Below are 15950 nucleotides of genomic sequence, written 5' to 3'. Positions count from 1 at the left end.
ATATTTGTGGTATTGCAATGTTGAGATAGCAAAACTGAAATCTAAAATAATACTGTCGAATATGGAAAGAAAAAGAGTTTATACGTTCGGGAATGGAAAAGCCGAAGGTAAAGCAGATATGAAAAATCTGCTTGGTGGTAAAGGGGCAAACCTTGCCGAAATGAATCTGATTGGCGTTCCGGTTCCTCCCGGATTTACGATTACTACTGATGTTTGTTCTGAATACTATGAATTAGGAAAAGATAAAGTTGTAGAACTACTGAAGAAAGACGTAGAGAAATCTATTGCTAATATTGAAACTTTGATGAATTCTAAGTTTGGGGATGTAGAGAATCCGTTATTGGTTTCTGTTCGTTCCGGTGCACGTGCTTCTATGCCGGGTATGATGGACACAATCCTGAACTTGGGCTTAAACGATGATGTTGTAGAAGGGTTAACCCGCAAGACTGGTAATGCCCGTTTTGCATGGGATTCGTATCGTCGTTTTGTCCAAATGTATGGTGATGTGGTATTGGGCATGAAACCGACCAGCAAGGAAGACATCGATCCGTTTGAAGCGATAATCGAGGAAGTGAAGAAAGCAAAGGGCGTTAAATTAGATAATGAACTGGATGTTGAAGACTTAAAGACATTGGTGGCCAAGTTCAAGGCTGCAGTTAAAGCACAGACCGGACAAGATTTTCCGACTTCATCTTATGAGCAGCTTTGGGGAGCTATTTGTGCTGTATTTGACAGTTGGATGAATGAACGTGCTATTCTGTATCGTAAAATGGAAGGTATTCCGGCAGAGTGGGGTACGGCTGTTAATGTCCAGGCTATGGTATTTGGTAATATGGGTGAAACATCGGCAACAGGCGTATGTTTTTCTCGTGATGCAGGTAATGGAGAAGATTTATTCAATGGTGAATATCTGATTAATGCGCAAGGTGAAGATGTGGTAGCCGGTATACGCACTCCACAGCAGATTACAAAAATCGGTTCGCAGCGTTGGGCTGAACGTGCTGGTATTTCTGAAGCAGAACGGGTAGCTAAATATCCTTCTATGGAAGAGGCAATGCCTTCTATTTATAAGGAACTGGATATGCTTCAGACAAAATTGGAAGATCACTATCGTGATATGCAGGATATGGAATTTACCGTACAAGAGGGAAAACTATGGTTCTTACAAACCCGTAACGGTAAACGTACCGGATCTGCTATGGTTAAGATAGCCATGGATTTGTTGCGTCAGGGAATGATTGATGAAAAAACAGCCCTTTTACGTATAGAGCCTAATAAACTTGATGAATTGCTTCATCCTGTGTTTGATAAGAAAGCAGAGAAGAAAGCTAAAGTTTTAGTAAAAGGTTTACCCGCATCTCCGGGAGCTGCTACCGGGCAAATCGTATTTTTTGCTGATGATGCTGCAAAATGGTATGCTGATGGTAAAAAAATAGTCATGGTTCGTATTGAGACTTCTCCTGAAGACCTTGCAGGCATGGCTGTGGCTGAAGGAATTCTTACAGCCCGTGGTGGTATGACTTCACATGCTGCGGTTGTTGCACGCGGTATGGGTAAATGCTGTGTTTCGGGTGCAGGTGGATTAAACATAGACTATAAAAATAAAACAATGGAAGTGGGTGGTGTAACGCTGAAGGAGGGAGATTACATCTCAATCAACGGAACCACCGGCGAAGTATATCTGGGCGAGGTAGAAACAATGGCAGCCGAATTGTCGGGTGACTTTGCAGCATTAATGGATCTGGCAAATAAATACACCAGATTGCAGGTGCGTACGAACGCAGATACTCCGCATGATGCTTCTATAGCCCGTAACTTTGGTGCTGTAGGTATTGGTCTTTGTCGTACGGAGCACATGTTCTTTGAAGGCGAAAAGATTAAAGCTATGCGTGAAATGATTTTGGCCGATGATGCGGAAGGGCGAAAGAAAGCGCTGGAGAAGATACTGCCATACCAGAAAGAAGACTTTAAAGGTATTTTCAAAGCTATGGCCGGATGTCCGGTGACAGTTCGTCTGTTAGATCCTCCATTACATGAATTTGTGCCTCATGATTTGAAGGGACAAGAAGAGATGGCAAAAACAATGGGTGTTTCTGTTAAGGAAATCCAGAAGCGTGTGGAATCTCTTTGTGAACATAACCCGATGTTAGGCCATCGTGGTTGCCGTTTAGGTAATACATATCCCGAAATTACGGAAATGCAGACTCGTGCTATTTTAGGTGCTGCACTGGAGTTAAAGAAAGAAGGCATTGATACTAAGCCGGAAATTATGGTTCCTCTGACGGGTATTCTATATGAATTTAAAGAACAGGAAAATGTAATTCGTAAAGCTGCAGCCGACCTGTTTAAGGAAATGGATGACAGTATTGATTACAAGGTTGGTACAATGATTGAGATTCCGCGTGCGGCGCTAACGGCTGATCGTATTGCTTCATCTGCCGAGTTCTTCTCGTTCGGTACAAATGACTTGACACAGATGACATTTGGTTATTCTCGTGATGATATAGCTTCTTTCTTGCCGGTATATTTGGAAAAGAAGATTTTGAAAGTCGATCCGTTCCAGGTGTTAGACCAGAATGGTGTAGGACAATTAGTCCGTATGGCTACAGAGAAAGGTCGCACTATCCGTCCTGATTTAAAATGCGGAATTTGTGGTGAACATGGAGGCGAACCTTCTTCCGTTAAGTTCTGCCATAGGGTAGGATTAAATTATGTGTCGTGTTCTCCTTTCCGGGTGCCAATTGCGCGTGTTGCTGCGGCTCAAGCAGCGTTGGAGGATTGAAAATAAAAAGAGAAAAAAAGAAAGGCTGTCTCATTTGAGACAGCCTTTTGTGTTTGAAAATTTATTTAAAGTGAAATAGAGTTGAATGCTTAACATTTTCATCGTGAACCAAACAGGGATCAGAAATGTATTATATAATATGAATTCTAAAAATGGTTTATTATGAAAAAGTACAAGATTGTAAGCTTGGTAGTATTTGTTTATATAGTTTTGCTGTTTGCGGGATGTTCTAAAAATACAATTATTTTTGAGGATGGTTGGGAAAATCCAAATAGTAATAACCCCGACGGAAAAGCATTGGTTACATTTAATGCAGCAGTAGAAGATCGTAATTTATTGACCAGGACAATGGCTCCTATGAAAAAGGGGATTCAGAACCAATTATATGCTTTTACTTCAACAAATGGAGATGGAGCTAAAGGAATACCATACGCTGAAGGGTTATATATAACATCTGCCCCCGGTGTGTTAACAGGTAATGATGGTTATAAGATGTATTTGGAATCCGGCATATATGATTTTTATGCTGTGTCTGACAACTTTTCTACAATACCTCCTAAGTTTACGTCTGGTCTGTCTGAGCCTTTGTTTAATGGCATTGACTATTTGTGGTGGCATAGTCCGGAACAAGATATCATGAGTAACCAGGTAAATATACCGATTATGTATTTACATGCAGCTACACAAGTTGTTTTTGAAGTATCGGGTGGCGAAGGAATAATTTTAAATAAGTTGGTCTCGGCCATGATTACTCCGCCGGAGACAGGAGCTCGTATGAATTTGTATACCGGAATTATTCCTCCTGCATCAATATATGATAAAGCGGATAAAATGGGTATAAACGGCTTGTTGGCTCAGTATATTATGCTTCCGCTGAAGACTACATCTCCAATGTCATTGACTTTGGAAGTAATGGTAAATAACGAGAGTACTTCTCGGATCTATAGTGTAAATGTCCCAGTTCCTAATGGAGAGTTACAATCAGGAGATTCTTATTTGTTTAATGCGATAATAGACGAAAACTCGGTGAATTTTTCTCAGGTTTCTATTAAAAGCTGGACAGAAGTGGATGAAACGGGGAAACCTCTTTATCCTACGTTGAAATGATGAATTTGTTTTCAAAGTAATTTGAATAATATTTATTTATTTCAAAATGTGCATGCGAAAGAAGAAAATGACGTATATTTGTTTCTTGATGAAAAAAGAAAAACAATATCTACGTTATGGAGCGGTATTTAATTATTAAGACAAGAGATGAACTGTTACGTATAAAAATAGGACAAATACTGTATTTTGAAGCCGACAGGAATTATACGAAATTATTATTATCGAATGGAATACAATTTACTTTTGCAATAAATATAGGTAAGATAGAAGAAATATTAGGGAAACAGGTTGCCGGGTGCAATGAAATATTGATGCGCGTTGGCAAAAGTCATATTATTAATAAAAATCATATATTGCAAATCAACTTACCTAAACAGAAATTATTATTACTTACGGAAGAAGGTAAGCCTCGGGAGTTAGTTATATCCAAAGATCCTTTGAAAGTTTTGAAAGATTCACTGGAAAAGGAGATGGGCAGGTCTGAAGAGGTTAAAGAATAAGGAATGGTAATTAAGATAGGAAAATCGGATGATAATGATTTTGTTGTTAATGATCCTCATGTAAGCAGGCACCATGCGCGCTTGATACGTGAAGAAGAGGGTTGTTGGCTGTTAGAGGATGCTAATTCGACAAATGGAACTTTTGTTAATGATTGCCAGATTCTAAAAAAACGAATTACACCTACTGATAAGATAAGGCTGGGAGATAGCTATATTGTGGTTCTTTCCGATATTCTGAAATTTAATAATGATTATAGTGAAGAGTTCGCCAAATTAAAGAAAATATATGATGATTATATTCAAGCAAAAGTTAAGATTCAATCATCCAATCAATTTAAAACAAGACTTTTTCAATCATTGCCATTTGCTCTAACCGGGGTTGTGGGAGTAATAATTGGTTTTTTAGGTAAAGGAAATCCAGAATTATTAATGATAAGTTTGTTTGTGACTGTTTGTGCTCCTACGATAGGAATATATTTAGGTGCAAAACAATCATCTAAGATACCTCAGCAATTGCAAGATATCGCCAATCAATTTAAAATAGATTATGTCTGCCCTAAATGCGGAACATTTTTAGGTGAAATACCATGGGAATCTTTAAAAAACAGGAAACAATGTCCAGTTTCAACTTGCAAGGCTAAGTGGGTGAGCAATTAACCGTTTGTATTCTAAATCCAGCTTTTTGTACAGTAAATCCAATCCTTTGATTATAAGAAAGAATTGGATATTTATTAATCCGTTACTTTTCCTACTTTTGTTTCCGGTAAAAACATTAAAAAGGGATAAGATTATGCAGGAAGAAGAATATACATTCGTTACTTTGGATAATAATGATGCCTTATTGGCAGATGCTATTGTAGTGGATGTAGACGGAGACAATGGTGGAATGCTGGATGCAGTAGTAATTGATGATAGTATAGATAGTTCTGATTTTATTACTTTATCGGATGATACTATAATGCTATCTGATGCTGACATGTTGGATATTAATACAACGGATATTGATAGCACAGATATTTCATTTATGATATGATTTCAGTCAAGTGTCCACACTGTCAGGTAGGATTAAAAGTAGACGAGGGGAAAATTCCCCTCGGAATAACTTCTTTTAAATGTCCCAAATGTAAGAAACCCATTCCTATTTCTTTTCTTTCAAAGGAAAATGTTCAGAATAATTTAAATGATTCTGAAACGATACTTGTGCAACCAATAAAGAATAGCACAGGTAAACTTACCATAGTAGCCGATACGGATACGCCGGAACAAGAATTTCTTCTTTATGAAGGTACAACGATTGTCGGGAGAAAATCGAATGCATCAAATGCTACGATTGGCATAATAACTACCGATCGCTCAATGAGCCGGGAACATATTAGGATAGAAGTGAAAAAAGATTCGAAAGGTGGTTATAAACATTATCTTTCAGACAATAATAGTAAAAACCATACGTTATATAATAGCAATTACCTAGGAGATGGAGAAGTTGTCGTACTTAATAATAATGACGAGATTATTATAGGCCGTACAGTTCTCCGGTTTAATGAATAAAACTCATTATTGCTATGAATATAACGATCGGTAAACCATATGCTGTTAGTGAAAAGGGTGGAAGGCTTAATAATGAAGATTCTATTTATCCATTGCCAGAAACAATAACTTCCGGTCAAAAATTATTTTTAGTATGTGATGGAGTCGGAGGTGCCGAGAAAGGGGAAATTGCCAGTTATCTGGCATGTGAGTCTTTCCAAACCTATCTTTCCGCATTTCAAGATGGAGATACTACCGAAGATCTTGTTAAAAAAGCCCTGCAATATACAGAAGCACGTTTTGACGATTATATAGCGTTGCATCCTGCAGCAAAAGGTATGGCAACTACTCTTACTATGCTTTATACAGGAACAAAAGGCGTTGTCATTGCGCATGTGGGCGATAGTCGTATTTATCAGTTCAGAGAAGGGGTAATAGTATATCAAACAGAAGATCATTCTTTAGTGAATTCTCTTTTTAAATTAGGTAAAATTTCAAAAGATGAAGTAAAAACTCATCCTCAAAGAAATGTTATTTTACGTGCTATACAGGGGGCTGATCATCCAACTGAAGCAGATGTTATTGTATTGGATGATGTACAAGCAGGAGATTACTTTTTTATGTGTACGGATGGTGTGCTGGAACATTATACAGATGAATTATTAGCTGCAGTTTTTGCAAAATACCATGATCCCGAAGAAATCAAAGATGCTATTATGGACACTTGCTATGGACGTACCCGGGATAACTTTTCTTTTTATATTATACCCGTTAATAATGTGCAAGAATCTCAAAGTGTAAAGCAAAATATTCTTAGTTTCCTTTATTCTTTTATATAAATAACGTACTTTTGGCAGATTAAAAAGAATTGCATTTGTAGTTATGAATCTGCCTAACGGATATCTTCTTCAAAACGGAAAATATAAACTTTCTCATGTTGTGGGTCAGGGAGGTTTTGGTATAACTTACAAAGGTGTATGGTTTACAGAACTAAAAGGGGCACTAGGAGCAATTAAAACTGAAGTGCCTATATGTGTGAAAGAATATTTCTTCAAAGATTACTGTTACAGGGATAATGATTCCCAAGCAGTAAAAGTTCACTCGGAAACAGGAAAAACTCTTTTTAACAAATTCAAAGAGAAACTTATTAAAGAAGCAAAAATATTATCGGATGTACATCATCCGTATATTGTAAATGTGCTTGAAGTTTTTGAAGAAAACAATACGGCTTATATTGTAATGGAATATATTTCGGGTAATTCTCTGAAATATATGATGGATAAAGAGGGAGTATTGCCTGAACCGATTGTTCTTAAGTATGTTCGTCAAATTGGGGAAGCTCTGCAATTTGTTCATGAGAAAAATATATTGCATCTGGATATTAAACCGAGTAATATACTTATTGACAAAGATGATAATGCACGGCTTATTGATTTTGGAGTGAGTAAACGTTATGATATAGAAGAGCAAGAAACGAGTACGACCATGCTGACTTTATCCAAAGGTTTTGCCTCAATTGAACAATACGATAATGAAGGGACTCAATTATTTTCTCCTTGTCCGGATATTTATTCTTTAGGGGCAACGATGTATAATTTGCTTACGGGAAAAATACCTACGGAATCCATACTTCGTGCTACTCGTCCTTTACAGAATCCTTCAGAAATAAATCCGGCTATAACACCTAAAACAGAATCTGCTATAATAAAGGCTATGCAGATTGTACCGACCGATCGTTTTCAGTCTATCTCTGAGATGCTTGAATCTTTAGACTTACCTGTAATAGAAAAGACAAAAACTCAATTATATTCGTCTCAGCCGGTAATGTCACAAAACGGAGATGAAACAACTGTTCTTTACTCTTCAAATACTATATCAGAAGAAGATGAAGATGCGACTATTGTAAGTGATCAGGCATTAACATCTAATCAGCTTCAGGGAAAGAAAAAGAAGAAGATTTTTTTAATTCCTGCATTTTTTATTATTTTTGCATTAGCAGGTAGTGCTGTTGCATGGTATGTATATAGGAATAAACCTTTGGTAAAAGATTTGACTGCATCAACAGATCAACAATCTGAAGAACAGCCTGTCGTATCAAATAATGTTTTACCTTTAGAAATAACAACGGAAGATAAACAAGAAGGACATAATGATATTTCCATACAAGAAAATCCTGTGAAACAAGAGGAAACTCTTAACCCGATTGTAACAGAGCCTGTCAAAGAAGATCATAATCAACAATTGGTGGTGCAAAAAAATGTAGAAGATGTACCAAAGACAGTTGTTCAGCCATCTGCTGCTGAAATAGATGCTAAATATTTAGCTATGATAGCGGCTGGTAAGGCTAAAATGGATGCTACTGATTATATTGGCGCTAAAAAAGAGTTTTTGAAGGCTAAAGATGTAAAACTTACAGAGGATGTAGTTCGACTCCTGATTGCTTGTGATACAAAACAAGAAGAAAAAGAACTAGCAGAACGTAAGGCTCTGTATCAGGAAATGATGACTTTTGGTAAATATAAAATAGTACGTAAAAAATCAACAGGTAAATATGGTGCCATTGATTCAAATGCAATAGAGCGTATTCCCTGTAAATATTTGAGTGTAGGAAAATCCGATAATGGCCGGGCTTTTGAGCGTATAGATAATTTGTATGATATTTATAATACAGACGGGGTATTGGTCAATGAAGGATTAACTTATTATTAGTTAGAATGATGTTATGAAAAGACTTTTACTATTAATAATATGCATTATATTCCCCTTAGGTTTGTTGGCTCAGCAGCAACAAACAGAATATAATAGGAAAGGAGATGATGCAATGAAGCGTCAGAATTATAGTGATGCTAAAATATGGTATGAAGAAGGTGTATCGCAATGTGACTCATACAGTATTAATCAATTGACCAAAATCTGGCTGAAGAATGAACGAATGCGTCCTTCCATGCGTAGTCTTATGAACAAATGTTTGAATTGTCTTAATGTGATGGCTACAGAGAACGATACGACTGCCATATCAAAATTGATTGTTTTTTATGAGAATGGAATAGGTACTCCGAAGAGTGAAGAATTGGCAACTTATTGGCATGAACGTTTAGAAACAATGCGTATACCGGTTATTTCAGCTACTAATGAACAAGCTCTGAAAAAAAAGAATATCTCTCGTGAACGTATGAAATTTTTCTTTGGATATTCTTATTCTATAGAGTCTCCATACGGACTGACAGTTGGCGGAGTTGCCCGTCGTTTAGGATGGTATGTCCGGTTTAAAACAAATATGTCTTTTAAAGATCATGCATCGGAATGCAACAATAATGGATTAATTGGTTCAATTATTGATTATTATAGTTTTACAAACAAGAAAAAAGTCAATAATTATGCAGGCACGGCGGGTATGGTTGTTAAGTGTACGCCTTGGTTATATACTACTGTCGGTTTGGGATATGGTGATAGGAGTGTTCTTTATGAGTATCAGGTTAAGAATGAGTTTACCGGTGCCGATGAACAAAAAGCTTGGGCTAAAAATATAGATGCTTCCTATAAAGGGATAGCAGCAGATTTAGATTTTATGATCAAATTTAATCATGTTTTTATCAGTGCGGGTTGTAACACGATTAACTTTAAATATATAGACTTGAATGCAGGTTTGGGATTCTTTTTCTAAAATAAATACGATGAAATATCTATATTCTATTATATCATTTTTTTTGATTACTAATATATTGTCAGGCTGTATTGAAGATCCGGATATGGAAACGGGTGTCAAGAATGCAAAGATTCCGACAGTTAATACACTCATTGATGATCAGCATACTATTGAAAAGCTGGCAACTACTGTTTCTTTTTATGCAGAGGTTGTTAGTGGAAACGGTTTACCTGTCGAAAAATATGGTGTATGCTGGGGATTGGAATCGGAACCTACAATAGAGAAGAATGATACTACTGTATGTGGTAAAGGATTGGGAAAGTTTAGAGGTATAGCCCATAAATTGAAACCTAATACTTTATATTATATACGTCCATATGCAATTAATGCAAAAGGGACGAATTATGGTAAAGAAATTACTGTTAATACGACAAAAGGTTTAGGTGTTGTTGCTACAGTTGTAGTAAGTGATAGTATAAAAGCAGAAAGCGTTATTTGTGGAGGTAAGATCGTAAATCATGGAGAAGGAATTATAAAAGATAGAGGGGTTTATTTAACTACACCAACGACTAAAGACTCTGTAATACCGATAATAATGAATGCAGATTCTTTTGTATGTAAAATAACTAAATTAGATACATCTACTATATATATTGTTAAAGCTTATGTAGAGAATGAATTCGGCATATTTGCAGGAGAGCCGCAGACATTTAAGACAACTAACGGGTTGCCTGTTGTAACTTCTCTCAAAGAGGTTGCAATAGGATTTACTGATGGTAGTTTTGAAGCGGAAGTTTCCAATGAAGGAGATTCGGCTGTAACAGTTCGTGGGCTATGCTGGGGATTTGTGTCGGGAACAATGTTGGAGAATGGGGATACCACTATAAATGGTGCCGGAAAAGGTAAATTTACTGGTAAAGCAACAAAACTTAAATCAGATAAGATGTATTACATGCGGGCATATGCAAAAAATGCTTATGGTACAGCTTACAGTAATGAAATATCTTTCTGGACAAAAAGTGATTTGCCACGTTTATCAGCGGTCGAAATAGCACGTACGGATATTGGGGGAACATTAAAAGTCTCCGCAGCAGTGTTGGATGAAGGAGCAATGAATGTTATAGAATCGGGTATATCTTATTCATTGACAAAAGATGATAAAGTAGGAAATACAAAGGTGGAGCTTTCTTCAGGTAAAAATTCTTATGAGGGTGAAATTTCTGGTTTGAAAGGAGGATCTACATATTATATCAGAGCATATGCTATTAATAAAGATGGAGTAATAACGTATGGAGAAGAAACATCATATACAACTCCTGATATATTTTCTGCCAGAAAAGTTTTTGAAGGTAATAACCAAATAGGAGGAGCTGTGGCCGTTACAGCAATGGGCTCTAGCGGATTAATTCTGGGTGGTGACATTGGAGCTGAAGCAACAAATGAATTCTGGGAGTACCGGGCATATAAAAATGAATGGTTACAACGAAATTCATTCCCTGTTAAGAGAAAATGGCAAACTGCTATTAATATAGGTTCTGCAGTGATTGCTTTTGGTGGTGTAGGTTCTGATAATGTAAGTACAAAAGATTTATATCTGTACTCCTTATTTACAAATTATTGGGAGCAAATAACATATGATGAAACGAATGCTCCCGATGCCAGATATCTGTCTGCAGGCTTTGCGTATAAAGACAGTGTCTTTATTGTTGGTGGAATACGTTCCGGTTCTATAACAGACGAAGTATGGTCTATTAAGCCAGCTAATGCAGAAAAATGGGTAAAGAAGAGCACTTTCCCCGAAAAACAATGTCGTGGAATAGCTGTTGTTATAGGAGATAAAATATATGCTGGCCTGGGAAATAAAGATTGGGTTACCCCGTCATACAGTAGGAAATTATATGTATCAACGGATGGGGCTAATACATGGAAGGAGTTAAATTCAATAAATGCAAACGTTCGTTGTGGTGTAGCTTTTGATAATAATATTTACGTAGTAGATGACGTTGGCTATATTTGGAAATATGATATAACCACTAATAGCTGGACCCTGAAATCTCAATTGCCGTCAGGTAATAGAGATATTTATTGCATGTATTCATTAGATGGTCTTATTTATTTGGGACAAGGTACTTCCGGTTCGTCAATCATAAGTTATGACCCCTCATGGGATAATTAATATATGAAAAGAATAGAGGCTTTAGAGCACATACAAAGCAATGTAAAATATCTGTCGGCTTTTGATTTACCGGAATATAAATATATTCCGTTACATCAGAAACCTTCACCTTCCATAGCTTCCGTCAGGGAAATAATGACTTTGTTACGGACTATTATTTTCCCCGGCTTTTTTGGTACCGAGCAGGAAGCACAAGTTGATTCTATCCAGTACTATATGGGGGTGAATCTTGAAAAAGTGTATGATTTATTACAGGAGCAGATATATAACGGACTCTGTTTTGAAGTTGAACGCTGCTGTGATTCTAAGGATCGTGCATCACAAATTGCGGTAGCTTTTATTGATAAAATCCCTCACATAAAGTATCTTCTATCTACTGATGTTAAAGCTATTCTGGATGGGGATCCGGCTGCAAAGAGCATTAGTGAGATCATTTTTTGTTATCCCGCCGTACATGCAATACTTTATCAGCGGGTTGCGCATGAATTACTAAGGTTAGGAGTACCAGTCTTACCCCGAATCATTACGGAAATGGCGCATTCCGATACGGGGATTGATATTCATCCGGGCGCACAGATAGGTGAATATTTCAGTATAGACCATGGTACAGGTGTGGTGGTAGGTCAAACTGCTATTATTGGCAACCATGTCCGGTTATATCAAGGTGTAACATTGGGAGCAAAAAGTTTCACGTTGGATGACGAAGGTTTGCCTATGGATGTACCCCGCCATCCGATTATAGAAGATCATGTAACAATATATTCGAATACTTCTGTTTTAGGAAGGATTAGAATAGGCCAGGGGTCAATTATCGGAGGTAATATTTGGTTAACCTATAGCGTTCCACCTAACTCCAAAATTCTTCAAACAAAAGCTATTAAAGACGAATAAAAAACAATATTTGTCTTTCTATTTAATAACCTATACTAACATTTCATGAAAAAAATTTCAATTATTTCCAGCCTGCTTCTTTTAACTATAGCAATGCAAGCGCAAACTAATTTTTGGGAAAATCCTAAATTAGTAAATGAAGGCGTGGAGAGGCCCCGGGCTACGTTTGTTCCTTATGAAGAAAAAAAAGAAGCTATGACCGGTGATAAATTTTGTACTCCATTTGTCCAATCTTTAAATGGAATATGGCGGTTTAAATTTAGTGCTAAACCTTCTGAACGCCCTATGGATTTTTATAGGACAGATTATAATGATAACCACTGGAGTAATATACAAGTCCCTTCAAACTGGGAATTGCAAGGATTTGGGATTCCGGTCTATACGAATATCCCATATATATTTCCGACAAATCCTCCTTATTTGGATAATGATGATTTACCTATAGGATCGTATCGCACGTCATTTAAACTACCTGAAGGTTGGGATAACCGTGAAATTATTCTTCACTTTGAATCAATTGCCGGTGCTGCAACCATATGGATAAATGGTAAAAAAGTAGGCTATTCCAAAGCTTCAAAAACGGCTGCTGAATTTGATATTACAAAATACTTGAAAATAGGAGAGAATCAATTGGCTGTGGAAGTATTTAAATGGAGTGATGCCTCTTATTTGGAAGATCAGGACTTTTGGCGTTTGGCAGGCATTGAGCGGGATGTCTATTTGATAGCCCGTCCCAAAATTTCTATCGAAGATTTTTTTGTTATCGGAGATTTGGATAAAGCATATAAAAACGGCGTTTTCAGCATGGATGTAAATATTCGTAATTTTACAGAACAACCTGCTGATAATTATAGTGTAGAAGTTGCCCTTTCAGATGAAGCCGGTAAAAATGTTTTTATTAAGAATGTATCAATACCTCAGATAGCAGCAAAAGGAGAGAATAAGGTTACTATTTCCCAGGTAATTAATAATCCGAAACAATGGAGTGCTGAGTTTCCTAATTTGTATGATGTAACCGTTACATTAAAAGATGTTTCAGGAAAAACTGTAGAGCTTACAGCTATTAAAACGGGATTCCGCAAAATAGAGATGAAAAATAGCCAGGTATATATTAATGGCACTCCTATTATTATTCGTGGTACGGATATTCATGAACATAATCCGGAGACAGGGCATACTCTTACAAACGAAACGCGCATACAAGATATTCGTCTTATGAAACAGTTCAACTTGAATGCAATCCGGATGAGTCATTATCCACAAAGTCCTGACATGTTCAAACTTTGCGATAAGTATGGTCTTTATGTTATAGATGAAGCTAATATTGAAGCACATGGTTTGGACGGTTTTGATACTTCCCGTCATCCTTCTTTCAGTAAAGATTGGTTAGGACAGCATATGGACAGGACACAACGTATGGTTGAACGTGATAAAAATCATCCATGTGTAATAGGATGGTCTACCGGAAATGAGAGCGATTTTGGTCCCAATTATATTGAAACATATAACTGGATGAAGGAGCGTGACCATACGCGTACCGTTCAATGCGAACGTGCTCCGGAAAGTGAACTTTATTCAGATATTATTGCCTGGATGTACACTTCCCCCGATAAGCTTCAACAGTATGCAGATCGTACTGATACAAACCGCCCGTGGATTCTTTGTGAATATGCCCATGCAATGGGAAATAGTACTGGAAATTTCCAGGAATATTGGGATATTATTTTGAAATCTCCTAAACTACAAGGTGGTTTTATTTGGGACTGGGTTGATCAGGGTTTGGAAACTACAGATCCAAATGGCCGTAAATATTACTATTATGGAGGTGATTTCGGTGGAGATCGCTGGGTAAATCAGGAAAATTTCTGTGCAAACGGCCTTATTAGTGCGGATCGTACTGTGCATCCGGGGTTATATGAAGTAAAAAAAGCATATCAAGGTATTTACTTTGAACCGATAGAAGTGGAGAAAGGTAAAATTAAGTTGGTTAATTACTATCAGTTCACCGATTTAAGTTATTATGATTATGTATGGTCTTTTCAAATAAATGACAAAATTGTTGCGACAGGAACTTTTGAAGTCTCAGGAAAACCAGGTAGTACAGTTCCCGTAATGATCGCATTACCTTCTTATACACCCAAAGCCGGCGAGGAATATTTTTTGAACTTGAAAGCCCTGCAACGTGAAGGTACAGAATTAATTCCTTCTGGCCACATTGTTGCATCAGAACAGTTGATGTTTCCTAATAGCAACTATTTTGGAAAGGAAACAAGTTCTAAGGGAAATTTAAAGATTCACAAAGTTGATAATATATTAACTTTTGAAAGCGAAGAAATCAAAGGTTCTATAAATTTAAAGAATGGTTTGCTATCCAGTTATAAGAATGGAGATGACGAACTTATTACTTCCGCTCCAGTACCTAATTTCTGGCGTGCTCCGACAGATAACGATTTTGGAGAGAATCTGCAGTTGATTACTAATATATGGCGTACAGCCGGTGATAACCGTAATTTGGTAAATATCGACGTGAAGGAACAAAATGCCAATGGTGTGGAAATAGTAGCTAAATATAAATTAAGATACATAGATGTAGATTACACATTATCTTATCTTATTATGAACGACGGAGCTGTAAAAGTAACTGGAGCTATAGATATGGGAACAAAAGATATGCCGGAGCTTCCTCGTTTTGGAATGAAGATGCAACTACCGGTTACGTTCGAAAATGTGTCATATTACGGACGCGGTCCGTTAGAAAACTATTGGGATCGTCAACGTTCCATGTTTGTGGGGCGCTACAATAACAAGGTAGAGGATATGGGCTTTGAATATATCCGTCCGCAAGAAAATGGTAACCGTACAGGTTTGCGTGTAGTAACTTTTACCGATAATAAAGGAAATGGTATTGAACTTGAAGCCGTAGGTCAGCCACTTAATTTTACGGTCCGTCATAATTTAGATGAAGATTTTGATCCGGGTCTGACTAAAAAACAACAACATATATCCGATATAGATCGTCGCGATATAGTTGCTGTAAATATTGATATGCAACAACGAGGTTTAGGAGGTGATGATAGCTGGGGGGCTAAACCTATGGATAAATATCGTTTACAGGATAATAAATATAGTTACAGCTATATTATACGTCCTGCGAGAAAATAATTAATTGGAATTTGTAAAACAGACGGGGAGTAAGAGGTCCATAAAACCTCTATACTTCCCGTTTTTTATTGAATAAAACGAAAAGATAGTGTTTGTATGTCATGAAACAACGATCAGTATAGTAATGCTATAAGAATTAGGATGATACTTCCGGAATAT

The 15950-nt window shown here is 36.9% G+C and carries 12 protein-coding genes; all 12 read left to right on the top strand.

The window, feature by feature from the left end:
- The first annotated feature begins 61 nt into the window (after positions 1-61).
- The 12 genes from ppdK to C4S38_RS02865 all read left to right on the top strand — a co-directional run bounded on the left by ppdK (position 62) and on the right by C4S38_RS02865 (position 15791).
- The gene (ppdK, locus tag C4S38_RS02920) at positions 62-2782 is read left to right on the top strand and encodes a pyruvate, phosphate dikinase (RefSeq protein WP_103982483.1); all 2721 of its coding nucleotides are present in this window, start codon (positions 62-64) and stop codon (positions 2780-2782) included.
- Positions 2783-2944: 162 nt separating this feature from the next.
- Positions 2945-3889 (top strand): BF2992 family fimbrillin-A clan protein, encoded by a 945-nt coding sequence (locus C4S38_RS02915; RefSeq protein WP_103982482.1) that lies wholly within the window; start codon positions 2945-2947, stop codon positions 3887-3889.
- A 116-nt stretch (positions 3890-4005) separates the two neighbouring features.
- Positions 4006-4389, top strand: coding sequence for a LytTR family DNA-binding domain-containing protein (locus C4S38_RS02910; RefSeq protein WP_099465612.1), 384 nt, complete (start codon positions 4006-4008; stop codon positions 4387-4389).
- Positions 4390-4392: 3 nt separating this feature from the next.
- Positions 4393-5046, top strand: coding sequence for an FHA domain-containing protein (locus C4S38_RS02905; RefSeq protein ID WP_103982481.1), 654 nt, complete (start codon positions 4393-4395; stop codon positions 5044-5046).
- 133 nt (positions 5047-5179) lie between these two features.
- On the top strand, positions 5180-5422 hold the full coding sequence (locus C4S38_RS02900) for a hypothetical protein (RefSeq protein ID WP_099465791.1): 243 nt from the start codon (positions 5180-5182) through the stop codon (positions 5420-5422).
- Positions 5419-5937 carry an FHA domain-containing protein gene (locus tag C4S38_RS02895; RefSeq protein WP_099465614.1) on the top strand — a complete coding sequence of 173 codons (519 nt, stop codon included), beginning with the start codon at positions 5419-5421 and terminating at the stop codon, positions 5935-5937. Before C4S38_RS02900 ends, C4S38_RS02895 begins: the two co-directional genes overlap by 4 nt.
- Positions 5938-5951: 14 nt before the next feature.
- The gene (locus C4S38_RS02890; protein WP_103982480.1) at positions 5952-6755 is read left to right on the top strand and encodes a PP2C family protein-serine/threonine phosphatase; all 804 of its coding nucleotides are present in this window, start codon (positions 5952-5954) and stop codon (positions 6753-6755) included.
- Positions 6756-6798: 43 nt separating this feature from the next.
- On the top strand, positions 6799-8625 hold the full coding sequence (locus tag C4S38_RS02885) for a serine/threonine-protein kinase (RefSeq protein ID WP_103982479.1): 1827 nt from the start codon (positions 6799-6801) through the stop codon (positions 8623-8625).
- A 13-nt stretch (positions 8626-8638) separates the two neighbouring features.
- Positions 8639-9580, top strand: coding sequence for a hypothetical protein (locus tag C4S38_RS02880; protein ID WP_103982478.1), 942 nt, complete (start codon positions 8639-8641; stop codon positions 9578-9580).
- Positions 9581-9590: 10 nt separating this feature from the next.
- On the top strand, positions 9591-11738 hold the full coding sequence (locus C4S38_RS02875; protein ID WP_160034626.1) for a Kelch repeat-containing protein: 2148 nt from the start codon (positions 9591-9593) through the stop codon (positions 11736-11738).
- Positions 11739-11741: 3 nt separating this feature from the next.
- The gene (locus C4S38_RS02870) at positions 11742-12629 is read left to right on the top strand and encodes a serine O-acetyltransferase (protein WP_103982476.1); all 888 of its coding nucleotides are present in this window, start codon (positions 11742-11744) and stop codon (positions 12627-12629) included.
- 45 nt (positions 12630-12674) lie between these two features.
- Entirely contained in the window at positions 12675-15791 is a 3117-nt protein-coding gene (locus C4S38_RS02865) for a glycoside hydrolase family 2 TIM barrel-domain containing protein (RefSeq protein ID WP_103982475.1), read from the top strand.
- Positions 15792-15950: the final 159 nt, after the last annotated feature.

It is taken from the genome of Parabacteroides chinchillae, from assembly GCF_900108035.1.
GTDB classification, from domain to species: Bacteria; Bacteroidota; Bacteroidia; order Bacteroidales; family Tannerellaceae; genus Parabacteroides; species Parabacteroides chinchillae.
The sequence above is the reverse complement of the archived record's forward strand: the minus strand, read 5'-3'. Positions and strand labels throughout refer to the sequence as shown.

Excerpts from the sequence above, each read along its gene's own strand:
- C4S38_RS02900 (WP_099465791.1), top strand. The coding sequence starts at position 5,180 with ATGCAGGAAGAAGAATATACATTCGTTACTTTGGATAATAATGATGCC.
- C4S38_RS02905 (WP_103982481.1), top strand. The coding sequence starts at position 4,393 with ATGGTAATTAAGATAGGAAAATCGGATGATAATGATTTTGTTGTTAAT.
- C4S38_RS02875 (WP_160034626.1), top strand. The coding sequence starts at position 9,591 with ATGAAATATCTATATTCTATTATATCATTTTTTTTGATTACTAATATA.
- C4S38_RS02880 (WP_103982478.1), top strand. The coding sequence starts at position 8,639 with ATGAAAAGACTTTTACTATTAATAATATGCATTATATTCCCCTTAGGT.
- ppdK (WP_103982483.1), top strand. The coding sequence starts at position 62 with ATGGAAAGAAAAAGAGTTTATACGTTCGGGAATGGAAAAGCCGAAGGT.
- C4S38_RS02865 (WP_103982475.1), top strand. The coding sequence starts at position 12,675 with ATGAAAAAAATTTCAATTATTTCCAGCCTGCTTCTTTTAACTATAGCA.
- C4S38_RS02895 (WP_099465614.1), top strand. The coding sequence starts at position 5,419 with ATGATTTCAGTCAAGTGTCCACACTGTCAGGTAGGATTAAAAGTAGAC.
- C4S38_RS02915 (WP_103982482.1), top strand. The coding sequence starts at position 2,945 with ATGAAAAAGTACAAGATTGTAAGCTTGGTAGTATTTGTTTATATAGTT.
- C4S38_RS02885 (WP_103982479.1), top strand. The coding sequence starts at position 6,799 with ATGAATCTGCCTAACGGATATCTTCTTCAAAACGGAAAATATAAACTT.
- C4S38_RS02910 (WP_099465612.1), top strand. The coding sequence starts at position 4,006 with ATGGAGCGGTATTTAATTATTAAGACAAGAGATGAACTGTTACGTATA.
- C4S38_RS02890 (WP_103982480.1), top strand. The coding sequence starts at position 5,952 with ATGAATATAACGATCGGTAAACCATATGCTGTTAGTGAAAAGGGTGGA.
- C4S38_RS02870 (WP_103982476.1), top strand. The coding sequence starts at position 11,742 with ATGAAAAGAATAGAGGCTTTAGAGCACATACAAAGCAATGTAAAATAT.